The following is a 21236-nucleotide window of genomic DNA, read 5'->3' on the forward strand; positions in this document are numbered from 1 at the left end:
CGCAACGCCTCACACCCAATCCGCGCACAGCAGTTCCGCCTGCATCAGTACCGTCTTTACCGCCTCTTCCTGGAGATCTGGCGGGTAGCCGTGCTTCTTCAGAATTCGTTTCACCATGACCTTGATTTTGGCCCTGGCACTCTCCCGTAAGGTCCAGTCGATGGTCACACTCTTGCGGACCTTGGTGACCAGTTCGGCGGCGATGACCTTGAGTTCGTCATTGCCCATGGCCTTGACGGCGCTCTCGTTGTTGGCGAGGGCATCGTAGAAGGCGATTTCGTCCTCATTCAGACCCAGGTCTTCCCCGCGCTGGGTGGCCTGGTTGAGTTCCTTGGCCAGTTTGATCAATTCTTCAATGACCTCCATCGTGGAGATGGCTCGGTTGTGGTAGGAATTGAGGGTACGCTTGAGCATTTCGCTGAATGCCTGGCTCTGGACCAGATTCCGTTTTGAGCGAATCTTGATCTCGTCCTTGAGGAGCTTGGCCAACAGCTCTGCCGCGACATTCTTGTGCTTGAGTCCCTTGACCTCTGCCAGGAACTGTTCTGAGAGGATGGAGATGTCGGGTTTCTTCAATCCTGCCGCGGTAAAGACATCGATAATCCCCTCATCGGCCGTGATAGCCGAGGAGACCAATTGCCGGATGGCCGCATCCATTTCATCAGGAGATTTCTGGGCGGCGGTTGTCTTGGCAAACTGTGCCTTGATGGCCTGGAAAAAAGCGATGTCGTCCCGGAGTTCGATTGCCTCATCAGTGGCAGCACACAGGGCGAAGGCCCTGGATAGATCGGTGACCGTGCGGACAAAGCGCGACTTCCCGTCCTCCTGCTGCAGAATATGTTCCTGTGCGGCCGGCAGAAGGCCGATCTTCTCCGCAGGGGTACCAGATACCCACTTGCCCCAATCAAAGCCATGAAGAAGCCCACAGCCGATTTCATGCCTCTCCTGCATAACGGCAATGGCCTCTGCCGTGTCATGGCTTGGGGTTCCCCTGCCCCCGCTCTCCGTATAAGTGGCCAGGGCGTGCTTGAGTTGGTCGGCCAGTCCCAGATAATCCACGACCAATCCACCAGGCTTATCCCTGAATACGCGGTTCACCCGGGCGATTGCCTGCATGAGCCCATGACCCCGCATGGGCTTATCAATATACATCGTGTGCAGACACGGGGCATCGAAGCCCGTCAGCCACATATCCCGGACAATCACGATACGGAAGGGATCCTTGGAATCCTTGAAGCGTGTCGCCAGCTCCCTGCGTCTTGGCTTGTTGCGGATGTGCTGCTGCCAATCGGGTCCATCGCTGGCACTGCCCGTCATGACAATTTTCACAACAGCCTGTTTCTTCTTCTCCGCCTCGACATCGTCGTTGGGTTCGCTGGCCCAGTGCGGACGAATCTTTATAATGGCGTTGTAGAGATCCACGCAAATGCGACGGCTCATGCAGACGACCATCGCCTTGCCCTCCATGGCTTCTTGCCTCCGCTCGTAATGCTTCACCAGATCCTCGGCAACAAGGGCAACCCGCTTAGGGTCTCCCACCATCACCTCGACCGCTGCCCACTTGGTTTTCAGCTTCTGGCGATCGCTCTCCTCTTCACCCTCGGTCAGCTCCTCAAATTCCTCATCCACATGCGGGAGAAGGTTCTCATTGAGCGACAGCTTGGCGATGCGGCTCTCATAATAGATCGGCACAGTGGCCCCGTCTTCGACAGCACGCTGGATGTCGTATATTGAGATGTAATCCCCAAAGATGGCACGGGTATTGGCATCAGTCTTCTCAATCGGTGTGCCTGTGAACCCGATAAAGGATGCATTGGGCAAGGCGTCCCGCAGGTTGCGGGCAAAGCCGTCAATCAGGTCGTATTGGCTGCGGTGTGCCTCATCAGCAATGACCACGATGTTACTGCGGTCCGAGAGCAGCGGCATGCGCTCCCCTTTCCCATCCGGCATGAATTTCTGGATTGTCGTGAAGACCACTCCCCCGCTGGCTACTTTGAGAAGACTCCGCATGTTATCCACAGAATCAGCCTGCTGGGGCATCTGGCGCAGCAATTCATAGCACCGCTGGAACTGACCGAATAATTGGTCATCCAGATCATTCCGGTCCGTCAGCACAACAAGGGTCGGATTCTGCATGGCTGGATGACGCACAATCCGAGCAGCATAAAACAACATGGAGAAGCTCTTGCCACTTCCCTGGGTATGCCAGACCACCCCTGCCCGGCGGTCACCTGGCTTCCCGTTCTTCTGCCGTCCAACCCAGAACTTGCCTTCCTGTTCCTGAAGTTCTTGCTCTGAAGCCAACCCGCTTGCCCGGACCGTCTCATCGACCGCCCCATTCACCGCATGGAACTGATGGTATCCGGCAATGATCTTGCTCAGGCGGTCGCTGTCGGTGTCGTCCTCAAAGACAATGAAATGCTCCAGCAGATCGAGGAGGCGTTCCTTCTGGAAGACCCCCTGAATCAGGACTTCCAATTCCAGGGCCGTATGCGGAGCATCCCCTTCCCCATCGATAGTTCGCCAGACCTTGAACCATTCCTCGCTGGCCGTCAGCGATCCGATCCGAGCCATCGGGCCATCCGAGACAATAAGCAGCTCGTTGTAATGAAATAGCGACCCGATTTCCTTCTTGTAGGTCTGTAGTTGTTTGAAAGCACTCCAGATGGTCGCGTTCTCATCAGCCGCGTTCTTCAGCTCAATAACGCCGATCGGCAGGCCGTTGACGAAGACAACTATGTCCGGCTTCCGGTTGTGCTGCCCCTCAATTACCGTGAACTGGTTGACCGCATAAAAATCATTGGAGACCGTATCCACAAAGTCCACCAGGCGGACATGATCCCCCGCAATCGATCCATCAGGCCGACGATACTCCACGGGTACACCATCCCGCAGCATCGCATGAAAGGCGCGGTTGGTTTGAACCAATGAGGGCGTAGCAATTCGTAGAACTTTCCGGATCGCCTCCTCTTGGGCATCGCCAGGAATACTGGGATTCAACCGATGCACCGCCGCCCGCAGTCGTCCTTCAAGAACTACATCTCCAAAACTATTACGCTCCGCAGCAGCCTCCCCAGGCGCAATGTGCGGACCATGCCCAATCTGATACCCGAGTTCCTCGAACCAGGTCAGGGCAGCGTCTTCGATTATGGATTCGTTGAGGGGCATTATATATTCAAAATCCCTTTCATCAGACAAATTGTTCCTATTCCATAAAGGACGACTGTACCAAGATCGAATACAATGACTGGCCAGGTGAGATTAGAATATTGTTCGCTGTATTTGAATCGTTTCTTCCCAACAAAAGTTTCATCAATCTCACCAAGGTACTGATAACCCATTGCCACCTTGTATAGAAAAACCTCGAGGAACTGAAGGATCACACCACCAAAGAAAAAACCAAAAACGAGCAGTGCTTGCCCTGATTCGTTAACGGAATTGGCAAAGTCGGCGTTTGTAGCAAATAAGAAAGGGACCCCAATTCCAAATGCAATTAACCAATTCCTCAATACTGTTGAATGGCGAGAATACGCCTCATAGTATCCCGTGTCTCTCTGTTTTTTGAGATTTTCAGTTGTAGGATTCATCTGTATAAAATTTAAGACCCCACCAATTTAAAAGACACCTGATACCGATAAAATTTCACATTTGGCACGACTGACAATGCCCAGCGAACTCGCTTGTCGTCTTCTAGGGCAATGATTACGCCCTCTACCGTTTGACCGTTCTCCGCCAACTCCTCTTTCACATACCCCATGTAGCGGGCAATCTGCCCGACCACCCTGTCGCTGGCCCTGCCCTTCTTAAGTTCGATAACCAGGAGTCTTTTACCGTCTTTGCTGACAGCGAGAATGTCGATTGGGCCAGTGTCCGTGGGATACTGTTGGCCTATTATATCCCCGTTGTCCTGAAAAATGTCATACTCATGAGACAGCTCCGTTGAGGACCAGTTAGTCACAAGGAAATCCTCAAGATGTTTTTCCAATGCAAATGCCGAGGGATCCTCAACCGTAGAATCTTCACCTCCGGGTTCCGGTGTTATAATTCCAGCCATTAGCTTATCAATTTCCATGCTATGACGGGTTAGATTACTAACGGTCAAAGCAGACCCGCAGGAGCCTTTCAATGCGTCAGACATATCACTACGGTCGATTGATTTATTCAACCACTGCACAGCCCGACGATGTGGCAGAATTTCATTTTCCTTATACTCGTAAGGGCCAGAAACCTGCCCAAGATGATATTGTCCTGATCCATCAGGACAGAGCAGGATGTCTCCTAATTGCATTCCTTTCGCCACAGTCCACAGGGCCCCACAGGCAAGCCCTGCTGCAATCTTTGTTTTCTCAGGCCGTGCCTCCAAGAACACCGGAATGAACTTTTTATTAAATTCTCTCCACTCATCAGGCAACTGGCCCGTCAGGTCTTGGTGAATCTCAAAGTTAACGCCTACAAAGCCGCCAGCAAGGCATTCAGCAGCATAGATGCTCTTCGCTCCCAACATTAATCTATGGTAATTTTTCATTATAAGTTTCTTTCGCTCCTCCAATATCGCCCACTCGAATAAATCGGCCCATTGGGATGATTCCCATGGTAAAACGGCGGTTCGGGACATGCCAAAAACTTCTGCGCCTCAGGATCTTCGCTGAACCGGGAAAATCCGTTCATGAGCAATTCCCTCTCCGCCTCGGCTACCGTTGAAAAGGACAATTTATCAAAGACCCCGCTAGTGTCTCCAATGAAGTAGACGGTCACACCGGCATCCTCTTGCTCAATCAGGGCCCAGTTCTGTTGAAGCATTTCAATAACCTTGAACCAGTAGTCCCGGCTTTGGATTTTAATATCTTCCATCATGAGGCCATCTCCTCGGCTTCGGTCACGGATAGTTCCCCACTAAGTAGTTTGGGGAGAAGGGTGTCTCGGAGGTTGGCGAGGGTGCGGGACTCCATAAGATTTGATTTAATTCTGTTCAAAAAATTTCCTGCTGCGGAGCCGAAAACATTGGTAATTTCTGCAGGCATAACCGTTGCATTCAATGTATCGAAAGTTTGCCGAGTGATTGTATCAAAGACAGTCCCATGAGTTCTTTGTTGAAGATCCCCAATAGCTTCTTTGATGAGGAAGTAGATAAAGATATTATCGAATCCAGAAACTCCACGAATCCCATAGCATGATTGATTCATTGCCATGGGCACACCCACTAAGGCTAACTTACCAACAGTTCCGCGGGCACTAATAATCGTTGTATTCTCGGGAAGAATCTTTGCGGCACTGTTGTCAATTCCAAGTTGAGAAACATTTTTTTCAGTATTAATTACCCATACATCAGTCTCCTGGGGAGAATCTTTAACGGAATACCAAGGAATGTTACCATTCCAATATTCGTCTACTGATGTCTTGGGTGTTCCACCACTGAGAATCTCTATAATTTCAAACAAAGGAGCAACCTCCCACCCCTCAGGGATCGGTCCCAGCTCCGACTCGACAAACTTACTGGGGAAGAGCTTAGCGGTCTCGGCATCCATTCCGGCGGGCTGGCGGCCATCCATCTTGACACGGACAGGATCAAAATCGACAAACCAACTCTTGAACAGGGCCCGGGCCATGGCCTCCAGCGTCTCGTTCATCTTGCGGTTCAGCTCTATCTTGTCGTCAAGCGTGCCGAGGATGTGGGCGATGGCTTTTTGTTCGGGGAGAGGGGGGAGATAAATTTCTAATGATGAAACTTGATCAAATGTGATTTGTGGAAATGTGCCAGAGCGAGATTCCGCAAGATGTTGGAGCCAATTTGTGGTGTGCGTGCTCGTCAGAAACTGATAAAGATACCTCGGGAAAACTTTCTCCTTATTTGCCCTTATTACCATTAATTTCGTAGAAACCACATAATCGTTCGCTTCAAAATCTATGTATGCCCACCTTCCGTTTGCTGGCCTGATTTCACTAAAAAGAATGTCATCCAAACGGATAGATTTTTTGGCCTGCCCCGGCCAATCCTTGACGGAGGAATAATTGCGGTGCAGAAGACCTCCATTATGAATATCCGAAGTGTTTAAAAATATTAGCTCCTCCTTATTGAAACTGTGAGTTTCAGAAATGGAAGATGCTACTTGTCCAACTTCAACAATTGGGACTTCAGTCGCCATATCGAAGTCCTCTTAAATTTCTAAGAATTTCCTTCTCCAACCTCGCCGACTCCTCAAACTGCGCCTCAAGTTCCGTCACCAGCCGCGGCATCTTCTCCTCGAAGGGCTCGCCATCATCCTCGACATCCTCAGCCCCAACATAGCGACCTGGCGTCAGGACATAGCCGTGCTTCTCAATCTCCTCAGTAGAAGCCGATTTGCAGAATCCGGGAATGTCCTCGTAAGGGGCTGACAAACTCAATTGGATACCCTTCTTCTCAGCGATCTCCAGAGTTTTTTCTATATCCCATCGCCACAAATGGTATGTGTCGGAAATCTTGGCAATGTCCTCCTCAGTCAATTCCCGGTGCACACGATCGACGAGTGTTCCCATCTTGCGTGCATCAATGAACAGGGTCTCACGATGCCGGGACCGGATAGCCTCACCACCTTTTGACTCCCGGGCCGACTTGTTACGGGTCAGGAACCAGAGACAGACTGGAATAGCCGTGGAGTAAAACAACTGCCCTGGCAGGGCTACCATGCAATCGACCAAATCCGCCTCAATCATCGCCTTACGAATCTCACCCTCCCCCGACTGGTTGGATGACATGCTGCCATTGGCGAGGACAAATCCCGCTGTCCCGTTCGGGGCCAGGTGATGAAGAAAATGCTGCACCCAGGCAAAGTTGGCGTTGCCCTTGGGCGGGATACCAAACTGCCAGCGGACATCGTCCTCATTGCGATGCCAGTCCGAATCGTTGAAGGGGGGATTAGCCAGGACAAAGTCAGCCTTCAAGTCCTTGTGAAGGTCACGACGAAAGGTATCGGCATGCTCAGGACCGAAGTCCGCCTCGATTCCCCGAATAGCGAGGTTCATGACCGCCAGGCGCCGGGTTGTGGAATTGCTCTCCTGTCCATAGACGGAGATGTCCCCGATCCGGCCCCCGTGCTCCAGGACAAACTTCTCCGACTGGACAAACATCCCGCCCGAGCCGCAGCAGGGGTCATAGACGCGTCCATGATACGGGGCCAGCATCTCGACCAGCAAGCGCACCACATAGGAAGGCGTATAGAACTGCCCTCCCCGCTTGCCCTCGGCACTGGCAAATTGGGACAGGAAATACTCGTAGACCCGTCCCAGGACATCCTTGGAACGGTTCTCCTTGTCGCCCAGGCCAATTGTGCTGACAAGGTCAATCAGCTCACCCAGACGGTGCTTATCCAGAGCAGGACGGGCATAGTCCTTGGGCAATACTCCCTTCAACCGTGGATTGTCCCGCTCAATGGCCACCATGGCATCATCGACAATCTTCCCGATCGTCGGTTGCTTGGCATTGGCCTGGAGATTGGCCCAACGGGCCTCCTTGGGGACCCAGAACACATTCTCGGCCTTATATTCGTCCGCATCCTCCGGGTCGGCTCCCTCAAAGTCCCCCTCTCCCGCCGCCAGCTTGGCGTGCATCTCCTCAAAGCTGTCGGAGATATACTTCAGGAAAATCAGCCCCAGCACCACATGCTTGTATTCCGCCGCATCCATGTTGCTGCGCAGCTTGTCGGCAGCCAGCCAGAGCTTGGCCTCAAATCCGATGTTGGCGGTGGAATTGGCGTTCTTTTTGGCAGTCTTCTTCTTCGGGGGCATAGGCAATGTCGCTTTCAGGAATCGATATGGCGGCCCCCACCCGATTCTGCAAACGAAAAGTAGGGTTTTTTACTTTTCCTTGCCTTTTAAATTTCCAGTAGATACTCAGGGGCCTGTGTCCCGTTTAGTTTTAATTCCGCAGATCGCTGTAGCGAGGAGGTTTCTTTGTAAGCATTCCTTCACACGATCATTTATACTTTTATGAACTTCAGATTGCCACCTCCACAATACAGACCCCTTAAACTGATTCTTCCGTTTCTCTTGTTATTCAATGGTAATGTTGAAGCTCATCATACCGGAGAATTATATGTGGAACGAGGGCCATTCAGGATCATTGCTGATTACTCAATGGATAGTAGTGGTTTTTTCACAACTGAAAGACGCACCACCGTTCAAGCCGTATTTCATTATTTCGAGCACTATTTGCATACAAGTTTTCACGGTCTGGGTCCATACGGGAATAATACCTGGTCCTGGAGACTTTACCACCCCAGCACCGGTGAGCTGATTACCATGCAAAATCCCACCGCCTACAATGACACTATCTTCATTTACCTTGGAGCACGAGAACTGGGAGGATACCGCTTGGCCCAAGGCGGTCACGTGTCAGCGGGCGCTTACGGATCCAGTGAGTTTTTATCCCTTATTAATGAGCGGAATTCGACAGAGCTCTTTATTCCTTGGGCGGGAACAATCAGTCTCAACAGTACCTTGAACTGGCATGCACCTCCGCATCCCTATGATCCGCAATCCTTCAGTGCAAAGCATGACCTCTTTTCAACCATTTCCCATGAGTTATGCCATGTTCTTGGCATTGGAAGTAAACAATGCAGATCATGGAATAACGACACCAATAACCTCAATTTTACGGGTGCAGCTACCATGGATTGCTATGGAGGACCCATTCCCTTGGATAGCAGTGGAAGCCATTGGGATGTCAGTGTGAAGAGCACTGTTTGGTCATGGTATGAAATGAGCCAACAAACACTTGTTTCCACATCAACGCAGGCTGGCAAACGGCTATATATGACTGACCTCGACTGGATGGCACTCCGTGATTTGGGCCACGAAGTATGGAAATTCCCTCAAAACCTTCTTTGGTATCCAAAATCAGGTCCGCTCCCTGATTTATTAGGTGACCTGAGGATCCGGGACAATATATTGCGCCTTGAATTCCTGACCAAGAGTGCTCCATCTGATTTATGGGCTCAGAACATGGGAAGAACATTAACCCAGGCATTTTACCGTCCGATTGCAGAGGTAAACGAGATACAGCCTGGATATTATAAGGTTAGTTACCGGGTCAACAATGGAGATTATAGAATACACCTCTATTCTGATAGTAACACTTTGCTGCGGGCTCGTGATGGCAAAGGCGATCAGCCACATGTCTTTTCCGGCGACTGGCAAGCATCCCAGTCTTTCGCGTGGCATCAGAGAGCAGGATATTACTTCATAGGCAATTGGCCGTGGGTTTACCTTCCCAACTCGTCTATATGGGCCTACGCGGTTGTATCAGAAGAAAATACTTATCTGTACGACCCTGAGTCCAGGGAATGGAATTACACTAACTCCTCTCTAGCGCCATGGATGTATTCATTAGCCACGCATAAGTGGAAGTTGTTGAACTGAATTCTACTCTGCGTCAGGCTTAACCCTGAAGAACTTCTTGTTCTGGTCCCTGGTTGTGAAGAAACCTGCCCATTCTTTGCCGTCTCCAGCTATTGGATCCAGAATGTCCGTCCAGCTTTCCAAATCCTCAGAAATCTGAAGCTGATATTCCTCACCAGGATCCGTCTCAGGGATCCAGAGCTCTATTGCAGTCCCAACATTTAGGTTATCATCCGGGATATAAACCAGGATTTCACCCGAAATCCCCATGGCGATCAATTTTCCATTTAAATATTCGATCCCCGTTAAGCGAACGCTAACGGGTGACCCCTCAGATGACCATGAAACCCCATCCTTACTGGAAAGGATACTTCCGTCATAGCTGGTTATCCAGATTCTCCCGAAAGCGTATGCTACTGCATCATGACTCGCGGAAAAACCAGTAGTTTGGGGATACCATGTTCCGTCCCCGCTTCCAGATAGTACGTTACTGTTTGGACTGCCAACAACTGCCCATAGGCCATTGCCATAGCCGACGCCATGGAATCCCACATTTGCGATATGTCCGTCCGACTCATCAGTCCAGACTATGGCGTTGAGGCTTGTAATTATGGTTGTCTCACTTCCAACGGCGACCCAAAGACCAGCGCCGTAAGCAACATCATATAAATCGTTGGTTACTGGCGAAACCTCGATGTTCCATGTTAGACCATCGGCCGACGAAAAGATCCCACCATCCCAAGCCACTGCAACAAATTGGTCCTCTGCGTAGGTGACACCTTGAATATCGACTTTAGTGAATGCCGTCTGTGTTGCCCAAGTTGTACCGTTAGAACTTGTAATAACCGTCCCATTTAGCCCTACAGCCACAAAACGTCCATTGCCAAAGGAAATATCCAATAGGTCATAACCAAGATTGTGAAAATCCCAATTTATCGAATCGTTGCTTACAAGGACTCCACTTGATCCGCGGGTTGTAAGAACATAGAAGCCATTTCCATAGGCCCCTCCACCAATTTGGTGGTTTTGAGCAGTTGATATTGAGATCCATTGCCCGGCATAGGTAATGTTAGCAACTCCGAAAAGAGCTAAGGCAAAAGCAATCATCGAAAGAGTGCGGAAACTTAATTTTAAGGGATAACAAATCGTGAAGAAAAAGAAACTCATAGCAAATACCTGATAATGGCTGATACCAAATTGAGCAATTAGAAAATCAGGTCTCTCCTGGTGAACGAATTGAAAACTCCCTGTTGATTATTATCAAAGGCATAAAATGGTATGTAGTGCTCACAGATCATAAAATTGGGGTTGAATCTGGGGAGGAGCCGCATCTGGCGAGGTTGGCTAGTTGTCGCGAATGGCCCTCTGTCGGGCCCTCCGTTTGCGAATCTGCTTGAACTGTTTATGTCCACGACGCATATGCTCTTCCTTGGGTAATTGGAAAAATTTGCAGTGGCTAATCATCCGGACCCGCCACAATTTATATTCGCGGTTTTTATCCTCTGTGGTCCTTTCAATGTTAAGGGTGGAACCCACCCCATTAAGCAGTCCCTGCAGCTCTATAGCATCAACTTTGCGTTCCTCCCACATTTCAGTTAACCATTGCTCCATTTCGTCTTCCATAAGAACATCGTATATGTCGCATTCAAAAGGTGCAAAAATATTTAGTGGGGGAGCCGGCGCGCGTGGCAAATGAGCGAAGGAGACATCGCTTACTCAAATACAGTTTTATTTGAACCAGGAAAAGGACGCTGGTTCCGGGGACTTCAAATATTTGTTGAAGAAATCATCGGCTCTGGATTTTACAGCTTTCATGTCTTCAGAACTCAGCATCTGTTTGTAATGATCCAGCCATTCCTCAAATTCTTTGGAAATTTTAGAGCTTTTATCAGCAGAAAGATAACTGCATTTAGCAAAGAGGAGCCACTTATAAGACTCAACAAGACTGACCGGTTCCTCCGTTGCATAAATTTTACAGAGGTAGTACTGTGCCTCAGGAACATTCTGTTTAGCGGCCTTTAGAAACCAACTTTTAGCCTGCTTTCGATCTACAGGAACACCGACCCCGTTATAATTCATCAGGGCCACGGCTAACTGGGACTTCCCATAGCCCAGCTCTGCCGCTCTATGGTGCCAATAGTATGCTTTTTTCTCATCTTTTAGCACACCCTCCCCCTTGGCATAAAATTCACCCAATGCATTCTGTGAGTACATGTGATCATTTTGGGCTGCCTTTTCAATCCACGATAATCCACGGCCAAGATCTTTGGATACAACCTCTCCACGAAAATACATCATGCCCAATGAAGACCGGGATTGTACATTCCCGTTCTCTGCGGCCAGCTTAAGCCAATAAACAGACTTTTTGTAGTCGTTTAGACCATACCAATTAGAGTGGTACATAAACAAGTCGGCTTGAGCCTTCGCACTACCTTTCTTGGCCCGCTCAACTATCTTACCAAAATTGACTAGGGAAAGAGGCAACGGGTCGCTGAAATAATTTTCCCCACCCATATAATTCCTTATATAGATTTTGTAGATCTCAGATTCTATTGACGATATGGGTATATACGGAAAAGAGCCATCCTCCTTGCATAGATTCGCTAAATTCTCTTCCAACGTTTCAGAGATGCACATCAGCGGCCTTCCAAAACTATATTGCAGGTGCTTTAATGTATTCAGAAGAATATAGTCTGAAAAATAAACCTGATTGGGCGCATTATCACGCCCTTCCGTTGAATCGTTATTCAAAACGACAATAAGCAATTCCGGATCATACCGATCACACAACGCTCCCATCTCCGGTAGTGAGCTCACCTGGAGTAATTCTACACGGCAGGGTCTTTCTCTGGAATAAGCCCGTCGGATCATACTCCACCATTTCACCGGTTCTAACCCATCGCCGCAAAGAAGCACTTTCATTTAAATCTTTCCTGCTTCGGTGGCATAGGCAATGTCGCTTTCAGGGGCCGGTATGGCCAACAGATTTTAAATCGGCAAACGAAAATAGGTCCTGATAAGGCATGTTCTGAGAATCCCTATTCCTCGGGTCCGGCCCGATAAAACTGCTTGTCCCCGGTGCGGGACTGATAGAACCGCGATATGGAGGACCCGTTTCCAGGGATTCCGGCCTCGAGGACAGTCCATGTATTCAAGTCCGTTGATTTCTCTATTTGGTATGTGACGCCCAGCACGGCGTTAAAGGTGAACTCAACCGCTGGGTAAATTTCCGCGAAGGCACCCGGGACACTGGTGTCTGAAGTTGGATCAAATCCAGACTCAACCTCAAACTTGTCCAGAAATCCGTCTCCGTCGCTGTCCTGAGAATTTGGGTTTGAGGCATAAACAACTACTTCCGTGTAGTCATCCAATCCATCTTCATCTGTATCGATTAACAATGGGTCGGAACCATGAATATTCACTTCATCTCCATCGGACAACCCATCTTGGTCACTATCCCACCCGAGGGGATCGGTTGAATGGGTATTCAACTCCTCAGCATCCTCAAGCCCATCTCCATCCGTATCAGATTCATTCGGATTTAACCCAACAAACTCGAAGATGTAACCGTCTGCTACGAACTCGGAATTTGAGTCAGCCCAACTGGCAGTATCTGAAAGGATGACAACATTGCTTTCAAACATCCCGCCGTCAGGTTGACCGCTATACCATCTATTGTAATTGAGTGCAGTCCCATCTCCCCAGATCCAGGAGCCCTCGGTAACAGAGTCGGTCAAGCTGATCCAGAAATTGCCACTCACTACCTGACGAAGCTGCAACACGAAATCCGTATATTCACTACCGTCTAGGAAAGAAGCGACACGCCCACCGCGGATATTGGCATCCGCCTCAGCCTGGGAGTAAGTTAAAGCTCCTTCAATGACATAGAAAAGGCTGTCATTGTAACTGACTTCAAAGTCATCCGCTAAGCTGTCTCCATCGGTATCAGCAAGAGCTGGATTTGTTCGGTACAGGTTCAATTCGTCGAAATTGCTTAGATTATCCCCGTCCAGATCCTCAAGGTTGTCATTTGTACCATTCTCATCGCTATCCTCTAAAAGAGGATTTGTCAGGGTCTGGTTGATCTCCTGACCATCTGTAAGAAAGTCCCCATCTGTATCGGCTAGGGTTGGATCGGTTAAATGAGTACTTAGCTCATCGAGGTTTGTGAGCCCATCCCCATCAAAATCTTCCAGTCCATCCAGGGTGCCGTCATCATCAGAATCCTGAAGGGTTGGATCGGTAAGGAGCAGATTTACCTCGTCGCCGTCACCAATCTGGTCTCCGTCGGTGTCTTTCAGGCGAGGATCTGTTCCGTATGTATTCACTTCAACACCGGTTGTCAGCCCATCCCCATCAAAGTCCTCATCGGAATCCGCTGTGCCGTTGTTATCGGAATCCGCGAGCAGGGGATTCGTCAATGACTTGGTCTGTTCGTCGCCGTCCGCGAGCCCATCGTCATCGGTATCTGCATCATTGGGGTCAGTCCCCAAGGCAATTTCAACGCCATCATCCAACCCGTCATCATCAGAATCACTCAGGGTTGGATCGGTCAATACGGCGGACTCAATAATATACGCCTCACGGGTAACCGTCAGGCCCGTATCAAACCATTCTCCAATGGAGGCACCGAATCCCCCACTCACCTCGGCAACATCGGAGTTGTTAAAATCATCCGGCTGCCCAAGCGCCCAAAGTTCAAAGGTAAAAGGCTCCCCAGTGACCCATGTCCAATTGCCTTCAGTGTCTATATCGTTGGCCCCGATCCAAGCGCCTGAGATACTGTCCAAAGCACCGGCTCCGATTGATTCCATGGCAATGTCCCACTCTCCCTGACTCGTAAATGTCGCAAGGTGCCCATCATTTGCCTCTGCATCCACCTTGGCCTGACCCCATGTGAAGGACCCGACAATTAGGTTGAATCTATTTAAACCCAATTCTGTTCGGTCATCGATCCCATCGCCGTCCGAATCGGCAAGGAGTGGATTGGTCTCATAGAGGAAAAGCTCATCAAAATCATTCAAGCCATCTCCGTCCGTATCAGGATCATTCGGGTCGGTGCCATAATTCGTTTCCTCCTCATCGTCCAGCCCGTCACCGTCGGTGTCGGGAATCGGTGGGAAGCCATTGAAGATTAACTGAACCGTTTCGGCTCCGCCAATGCCCAGTAGAATCTGAAGGTCAACATGGCCAATATACCGATTATCAAAGGTGCTTAGGAATGGGGCGGACTCCATTACACAAATTTGATTCCCAAGACCCAGAGCTGCTGGAGTTACTGCATCTGTGAATAGAATAACAACTTTCTCACCCACATTTATATTAATTAGGGCGCCTAGTTCAAGATTCGGAGTCATGTAACTTATTCCGGCTGAAGCTCCATCCACCAACGGATTCCAACTGACGGATTGCAATTGCACCAATCCAGGATCATCAGGAAATGGACCCAACGGATCAGTGAACTCAAACAATGTGCCTGAGGGAACTATCCCGTAAAACCCATTAATCGGGCCACCATAGTCTCCATTGGATCCATCTGCCTGAATGATCCGCCCATACTCAAAATATACAGCGAAGCTTTGAGCGCCCAGGAGAGATGGAAGGAAGAGAATCAGAAATGATACGAGCTTTTGTGTTTTCATTGGAGATGACGAAGTGCGGTTCAACGGAATAATTGACCCGCAACCAAACATCAAGCAAATCTGTAAAAACTATTGAGCAGTTCCACGGCAATTGGCCCCTAGAAAGCCCCTAAATCGATGTCGGCTTCCAGCCATAGCATGGCAGGCAGATGGCGCCCTACCTTTGGAAATTTCTGGCCAGCCCAAGGCAGCGGGAATATACCGATTTTAGCACCGGGCCTGCCCCAATGGTTGTCCGACCCTTCACGCTATACTCCATCACAAGAATCATGAGCTTCGTACCCTGGCATAACTCAGCTTCGCAAATAAGCTCAGAAGCCCTCGAGTATCCCGCCAACCCGGACGGGAACTCCTCCATGCGTGCGTTTCTGGACGAGCAGGCATTCTTCGGCATTCGAGAGTCCTATCGCCGGATGATTTATTGCTTCTCAAGCGGTGTCGTAGCCGCAAACACCGACCCACCCCTTGCTGCCCAGATTCTCCAATCGCTGAGGCCAGACCCTGCTTGCCTATTTACATATCTGGATTCGCTAGAGGAAGCCTACAGGGATGCCCAAGAGAGTTGGAAAGTTGACCCTATTGAAACCACGCGCGCATGGCATGCAGCCCATGCGCAAGTGCTGAGAGGGCTAAACGAACTGTTCGATACTCGCAGCTCAAATGCCAATCCCGAATCATGGTATACTTTGGCCTTCTGCGCTGGCGTCCTAGCTCGTCAGCGAGGCACAGGCGGAGCCCGGTATGTCCTACAAAAATTGGCGAGGCTGCGGATACGGGTGGAATGGTATTTGTTTTCATTTGTTATTTTCCACGCACAAGAACGGGAATGGTTTAACTGGGAAACGCCCCTCCAGCGGTTTATCGGAGGCTGCTACACCGAGATTCCAACCTTACAGGCAATCATGCCCGCCCTGTTCGAGCAGATTACCACCAATATCCCAGAAGGCGTGAAACATGATCCGAACGAGAGTTTATTCAAAGGGGCCTTTTTTGCCGGGGTGGAAGCCGCTAGATCCGAGCCAGAAATTCTGGAGAATATCATACAAGAGTTGGCGAATGCCCCGGCTGAAGATACCTCTGCTGACCGGATCTGGCTGATCAAGAAGCACGCAGTCGCCACCTGCGATCCTAAGAAAGCGTATTCCCAGCTCTGGCCAGATGCCCTTGTGTCCATTTCCGAACGATTCCCGGAAATTGTGCCCGATCCTGAGAGCCCCGCCCGAGCGATGCAGCTATGGGCGACCCTTCAAGCCATAATGGATGCAGGATACTGGGCTGGGCTCTACGTGGGTCGTCCGGAGGCGTTTGAAACTTCAAAATCCTAACCATGAGCGAACCAACCGTAACTTACGCCAACGAATCCAGAATCACCGATCTTTTGCTGAGGGCAGAACGCCGATGGCTGTACATGGCCCCCGCCCTCAGTGAGGAAATTGCCAAAGCCATTGAGCATTTATGGCAAACTCTGGGATCAGACTCAGGCTCTGTCATCCTTGACGTTGATCCTGAGGTCTATCGGCTAGGTTATGGAACGCCTGGTGGATTGAAATTGCTGGAGAAAGCATCCCAACAATACGGGGCCTCCATCTGCAGACATCAGGAAGGCGTGCGCATCGGATTGGTTATCAGCGACGATAATACTCTCATCTTCACGCCGACTCCGCTCCTTATCGAGGCGGGCTCCAGTATTCCGGAACACCCAAATGCTATTGAATTGTCTGCTCTGCCAAATGACATTGCGCGCGATGTCGGCCTCGGGCCCGAAGGTGCCTGTGAGCAGACAGTCGGCCTTGATCATGTGGATCAGGAGACCATGTCGAAGACCCAATCAGATTTGGATAAAAACCCTCCAGTAAAATTTGACATTGCTCGGACAGTCAGGGTTTTCAATTCCCAACTTGAATTCGTGAACCTGGAAATAAAGGGATGCTTGCTCTCCAAGAGCACGGCAAAAATTCCTTCCGCGTTAATGGGACTTGCCGCCTCAGATGAGATGATTGCAAAGCTGACTGCTTCTTATAAATTGGTTGAGAAAAAGGATCTTATTGAAGAAAACGGAAAGTCCTTCGAGGATCGGATTCGGCAAAAACGGAAAGTCTTGGATAAAAATTATCTACGCAATATTACGGGTTTTGGAAAAGTAATTCGACGAGACTTAAAGGAGGACTTCTTGAGAGAGGTAGCGGAACTGAAGAAGGAAATTGAGGTTTATAGAAACCGCATTAGGGATAAAATATCAGGCTACATCGAAAACAATGCGCATGACCTCACGCAAACTTTCTTCGATCCGGTTAAATCGAATATTCCAAAGGAATGGAGAGGTTCGCTCGGGAGAAATCCTAACGACAAGGATTTAAAGAGATTTCTGAAAGACCAGTTCGCTAACAGTTTTGGCAAACCAGAAAAATACACCGAGGAAATGTCCGTGAATTTACTTTTCAAAGGAGTCACTTACGAGACCCTTTCTGATGAGAATTTCATAAAAATTGCCCAAGCCCATTTCCCCCAACTCCACCTTATGGAGGAATTTGATGCTGCCAGGGAAGTGCCTGAGCGGGAAGAATTTTTCAAGTAGAGCCGCTTTCCTTTTAGGCTAGAAAAGTCTTCAAAACCCATTAATATCCGCGACATTGTGAACTCAAGAACTAGCAGCAGGGACGCCTCAAACTCTTTATATGCCTATATTTTCCTGCTTATTCTGGGAGCTGTAGTCTTTCATGCATGCACCGCTGATCGTAAAGGACCGCTTAAGTCCGTCAATCTCACGAGTTGGTACTATCTATCCGCGGACCAGGTTCTGTGGGAGCTAACGATTGACGGCCAAGGCGTCTATACCCTCAAACGGTCTGATTCATTTATCCCTCCCAAAATAATAGGCCAGGGAAGAGCCACATTTGACAGAAAGAAAGGGGTCGTCAATTTCTGGGATGGAAGTCGAAATATCGAAGGCAAGATCGGGACTATTGATGTATTTAACCGGCAAACCTTCCACTCTCTGGAGGTGTTTGGGCATACATTTACCGACAGACTTCCTTAGCCGCTATGACATGCTCACACGCAACAAGAAGTTGGGGCTCGAGGACTCTCGTATTGGAAATCAATTAGTTAATGCGAGCAGATCACTGAACAAATCCTCAAGAACTTTTTCTGGCAATTTCAGCAATTGACTGATCTTTTAACTACCTACTACCAATCTAGGATTCGTTCCCTCAAAAAAACTAAAATGAGACATGCTCCAATTCCTTAAAGAAACAGGAGAGTATTTATACTCGCATAGTCTTGTTACCTTCACAATAGGACTCGCTTTCCTAATCACTTCATTAATCCTAATCATAGGAAAATGGATTTGGATTAACGACGCCGCTATCAAGGCTAAAAAGAAGGCCCTCAGAGAAATCGAAGAGAGGTCCTTATTTAAAGCAAGGCAGCTTATTGTTTACGGCGACAGAATGCGTTCAACAAAAGTCTTGCATGAAAAGATGCAGAAAGAAATTAGAGAGTATACTTACAACCTCGACCAACAGACAACAAGGCTCTACGGAAAAATCCAAGAATTAATCAAACTTAGATCGCAGAACCTAATCGATGCTGATAAATTTTGTTTTATCCTTTCCGAGTATATAAAAATCAATATGGATGTGGTTAGTCTTGAAGACGCTCTTAAACAGATTAAATCCCTACAAGAAGACAATTTTATTGATGCTGCTGGATATAACCAAATTTCAGATATTATTGTTAAAAAATACTACTCTACTGAAATCGGGATAAAGGGACGAGTTATGTCCCTGATCAATAAAGGCAAAAAAAAGATATAATTTATGGACTTGAGATAAATATGACCTGCTCCGATTTCCTGTGTCATCTCCTTTACCCTTTTCCCTAGGGCGCCTCCGGGAACACTGGCTGACGAGGGACATAATCAAGCCGGTAGAATTGTGCCGGACCCTCCCCCGCCAATGGGCGGTCCATGAGCATGAGGCAATTCTCCTCAAAGAAGATCGGGGAACCAAGAGCACTCCAGTTGGTCAGGTCGGTGGAAACTTTGAGCTGATAGGTGATGCGGTGCTGTCCGTGGAAAGCAAGGAGGTCGAAGCCGCCATTGCGTTCTAGATCAAGAACCAGAGTGGAATAGGCATCGAAGGGATTTGTATCGGCCTCCCATTCCTGGAAATTGAGAAGGTTGTCACCGTCTGGATTTGCCCCCGGAAGAAGTTCCTCCGGCAGGGCTCCGTAGAGTGCTCCATAGCCGTTTATCCAAATTTCGTAAGATGGATAGAAGACGGCGTTCTCGAGGAGGTTAATTGTTCTCAGGAAGGTCGATGTGTTCCCTGCCGGGTCCTGCACATGGAATTCCGCCTGGTAGGATCCAGGAGTGAACCAATCGATGTTTGTCGTGACCAACTCTATACTGTGGCTCAAGTCGCCAAACTCGGGCTCTGAAGCCTGAAGATCGATAAACAGGTCAATAGTTGACGGCGGGTCTGTATAGGTAAGTGTACCGGTTCCCGTAATTGAGGGAGTGCCGGAATAGACGACGCTGACAGTCCGCTCGACCGTGGTGACATTACCCGAAAGGTCGCTGACGATATATTGCAGAATGTAATCTGCCGGCACTTCCGGATTGACCGATCCGAGGACAAGCACTTCCGAGGTCAAATCGCCCTCCAAGTTATCGGATGCGGAAAAACCCGGCTCCACAAATGGGACCTGATGCAATGGCCAGTCGATTTGTGTTCCTCCGATCAGGGTGATTTCCGGTCCGATGGTATCGGTAGGATTCTCCAGTGAGAAAATGCTGAAGCGCCGATAGATAGGGGCGCCCCACTCTCCTGCGGCGTTTTGAAAGCGGATTCCCACACTGTGAGAGCCAGGTCGGAGGGTGGTTGTCCCAAGGCTGAAGTCTGGAAAAGTGGAGGCGTTTCCAGAGAAGTCAGTATTGATCGCGAGAGGTATGCCGGTTCCTCCCGGTCCTTCGTGGTCAAGGAAGTATTCAGCAGCGACAATTTTCCGCTCTGCGCTGCCAATATTGCCGGGGGTCAGAAGGTAACTTGTCAGGTTGACAGAGGTATCAATCCAGTTGTCCGGATGCAGCCCAGGCACAATGGCTGACAGGGTGAGCTGAGTGTTACCGGTCCTCTCTGCGGTCACCAGGAGGCCGAGGACGGGATCCTGATTGATAGCCAGCAGTAACCTGTCAAAAAAGGACTTTGGCGTCTCGAAAGGGCGTGGAGCAATCGTCAGCTCTTGGTTCCCGACGAATACTGTAAAGCTTTGGTCGCAAGAGTAGGAATTGCCGACCTCGATAACATGTACCTGATTCACAGGTATCTCTCTGTCCGGCTGGCCCGTTTCACTGTCCTCAATCGCCTGAATTGGTGCGTAGGGAAATAGATTATACCGGCGCATCATGGGACGGCTCCAGCGCCCAGTCTCGTCCTGGACGCGCAAGTAGACCGTGTGAGTACCCTGAGAGAGATCTGCGGGAATTGTCGCTGACGCAATCGTCACCGCGACACCATCAGTTTCGGTTAAGGCAATGGGCGTTCCGGCTCCGCGGCCGGGATCGCTATCCACAAAATACTCTGCCGCAACCATCGGCGGGGCAATTGGATCTCCCACCGTACCCGCATGCGTGAAGGCTCCATCATATATGGTGAAGCGTCTGAGTGCCGGTGTACTCCATCGACCAAGGCTATCCTGTACCCGGACACCAACCTCGTAGGTTCCGTCAACAAGGTTTGCATCAATGACAATATCCTCAAGATCGGCGGCTGGACCATTTGTGGAAGCAATTGTCATAGGAATGCCAGCACCAGGTCCAGGATCGCCTCCGATGAAATATTCGGCTGCGACAACATTTGTCACTGTCGCCTCTCCATTGCCCGGATAGGTGTAGTCACCCGGGTAGACAGTAAACCTGCGAATCAACGGTGTGCTCCAGCGTCCCAGGGAATCCATTACACGGATGTTTACATCATGCGTCCCCGCCGGGAGGGCAACCGGGACACTGATCGAACTGATCCCGCTGGAAAGCGGTCCAGTCCCTTCCAAAGTCAGCGGCGTGCCATTCCCCTCCCCTGGATCAGCGCCGATAAAATACTCCGCCTGGGTAATTACGGATTGGGCAAAGGTTAACGGTCCGATAACCACACAAAGCAGCAAAGTGAACCAATTTAACTGCCTGTTCGCAGGATTCATAATGCCCAGTTTCCGGGTAAG

At 49.6% G+C, this 21236-nt stretch carries 15 protein-coding genes; 4 read left to right on the top strand and 11 right to left on the bottom strand.

What is annotated here, in order from left to right:
* Nucleotides 1-9: 9 nt before the first annotated feature.
* The 6 genes from G0Q06_RS11795 to G0Q06_RS11820 are packed head-to-tail and all read right to left on the bottom strand — an operon-like array spanning nt 10 to nt 7764.
* Nucleotides 10-3168 carry a type I restriction endonuclease subunit R gene (locus G0Q06_RS11795; RefSeq protein ID WP_238710780.1) on the bottom strand — a complete coding sequence of 1053 codons (3159 nt, stop codon included), beginning with the start codon at nt 3166-3168 and terminating at the stop codon, nt 10-12.
* A complete protein-coding gene (locus tag G0Q06_RS11800) occupies nt 3168-3587 on the bottom strand; it encodes a hypothetical protein (protein ID WP_163966221.1) in 420 nt (139 codons plus the stop codon). Before G0Q06_RS11800 ends, G0Q06_RS11795 begins: the two co-directional genes overlap by 1 nt.
* 11 nt (nt 3588-3598) lie before the next feature.
* Complete coding sequence (locus G0Q06_RS11805; protein WP_163966224.1) at nt 3599-4525, bottom strand: endonuclease NucS domain-containing protein; 927 nt, start codon at nt 4523-4525, stop codon at nt 3599-3601.
* Nucleotides 4525-4854 (bottom strand): hypothetical protein, encoded by a 330-nt coding sequence (locus G0Q06_RS11810; protein ID WP_163966226.1) that lies wholly within the window; start codon nt 4852-4854, stop codon nt 4525-4527. The genes G0Q06_RS11805 and G0Q06_RS11810 overlap by 1 nt, the downstream gene beginning before the upstream one ends.
* The gene (locus tag G0Q06_RS11815) at nt 4851-6143 is read right to left on the bottom strand and encodes a restriction endonuclease subunit S (RefSeq protein WP_163966228.1); all 1293 of its coding nucleotides are present in this window, start codon (nt 6141-6143) and stop codon (nt 4851-4853) included. The genes G0Q06_RS11810 and G0Q06_RS11815 overlap by 4 nt, the downstream gene beginning before the upstream one ends.
* Nucleotides 6133-7764, bottom strand: coding sequence for a class I SAM-dependent DNA methyltransferase (locus G0Q06_RS11820; RefSeq protein ID WP_163966231.1), 1632 nt, complete (start codon nt 7762-7764; stop codon nt 6133-6135). Before G0Q06_RS11820 ends, G0Q06_RS11815 begins: the two co-directional genes overlap by 11 nt.
* A gap of 201 nt (nt 7765-7965) precedes the next feature.
* Between G0Q06_RS11820 and G0Q06_RS11825 the strand changes: the two genes are divergently transcribed.
* Complete coding sequence (locus tag G0Q06_RS11825) at nt 7966-9396, top strand: hypothetical protein (RefSeq protein WP_163966233.1); 1431 nt, start codon at nt 7966-7968, stop codon at nt 9394-9396.
* Between the two features lie 3 nt (nt 9397-9399).
* On the opposite strand, the gene G0Q06_RS11830 is transcribed toward G0Q06_RS11825, so the two are convergent.
* The 4 genes from G0Q06_RS11830 to G0Q06_RS11845 form a co-directional block, all read right to left on the bottom strand.
* On the bottom strand, nt 9400-10542 hold the full coding sequence (locus G0Q06_RS11830) for a hypothetical protein (RefSeq protein WP_163966236.1): 1143 nt from the start codon (nt 10540-10542) through the stop codon (nt 9400-9402).
* Nucleotides 10543-10719: 177 nt separating this feature from the next.
* The gene (locus tag G0Q06_RS11835; RefSeq protein ID WP_163966238.1) at nt 10720-10998 is read right to left on the bottom strand and encodes a hypothetical protein; all 279 of its coding nucleotides are present in this window, start codon (nt 10996-10998) and stop codon (nt 10720-10722) included.
* A 105-nt stretch (nt 10999-11103) separates the two neighbouring features.
* Nucleotides 11104-12297 (bottom strand): tetratricopeptide repeat protein, encoded by a 1194-nt coding sequence (locus tag G0Q06_RS11840; RefSeq protein WP_163966241.1) that lies wholly within the window; start codon nt 12295-12297, stop codon nt 11104-11106.
* Nucleotides 12298-12413: 116 nt separating this feature from the next.
* Nucleotides 12414-14612 (bottom strand): lectin-like protein, encoded by a 2199-nt coding sequence (locus G0Q06_RS11845; RefSeq protein WP_238710782.1) that lies wholly within the window; start codon nt 14610-14612, stop codon nt 12414-12416.
* A gap of 674 nt (nt 14613-15286) precedes the next feature.
* Here G0Q06_RS11845 and G0Q06_RS11850 point away from each other — a divergent pair.
* The 3 genes from G0Q06_RS11850 to G0Q06_RS11860 all read left to right on the top strand — a co-directional run bounded on the left by G0Q06_RS11850 (nt 15287) and on the right by G0Q06_RS11860 (nt 18832).
* The gene (locus G0Q06_RS11850; protein ID WP_163966246.1) at nt 15287-16342 is read left to right on the top strand and encodes a hypothetical protein; all 1056 of its coding nucleotides are present in this window, start codon (nt 15287-15289) and stop codon (nt 16340-16342) included.
* A gap of 83 nt (nt 16343-16425) precedes the next feature.
* On the top strand, nt 16426-17592 hold the full coding sequence (locus G0Q06_RS11855) for a hypothetical protein (protein WP_163966249.1): 1167 nt from the start codon (nt 16426-16428) through the stop codon (nt 17590-17592).
* 655 nt (nt 17593-18247) lie between these two features.
* Entirely contained in the window at nt 18248-18832 is a 585-nt protein-coding gene (locus G0Q06_RS11860; RefSeq protein WP_163966251.1) for a hypothetical protein, read from the top strand.
* A gap of 64 nt (nt 18833-18896) precedes the next feature.
* Here G0Q06_RS11860 and G0Q06_RS11865 read toward each other — a convergent pair whose 3' ends face one another.
* Nucleotides 18897-21215 carry a DUF5011 domain-containing protein gene (locus G0Q06_RS11865; RefSeq protein ID WP_163966253.1) on the bottom strand — a complete coding sequence of 773 codons (2319 nt, stop codon included), beginning with the start codon at nt 21213-21215 and terminating at the stop codon, nt 18897-18899.
* Between the last annotated feature and the right edge of the window lie 21 nt (nt 21216-21236).

The sequence above is a fragment of the Oceanipulchritudo coccoides genome, from assembly GCF_010500615.1.
Classification (GTDB): Bacteria; Verrucomicrobiota; Verrucomicrobiia; order Opitutales; family Oceanipulchritudinaceae; genus Oceanipulchritudo; species Oceanipulchritudo coccoides.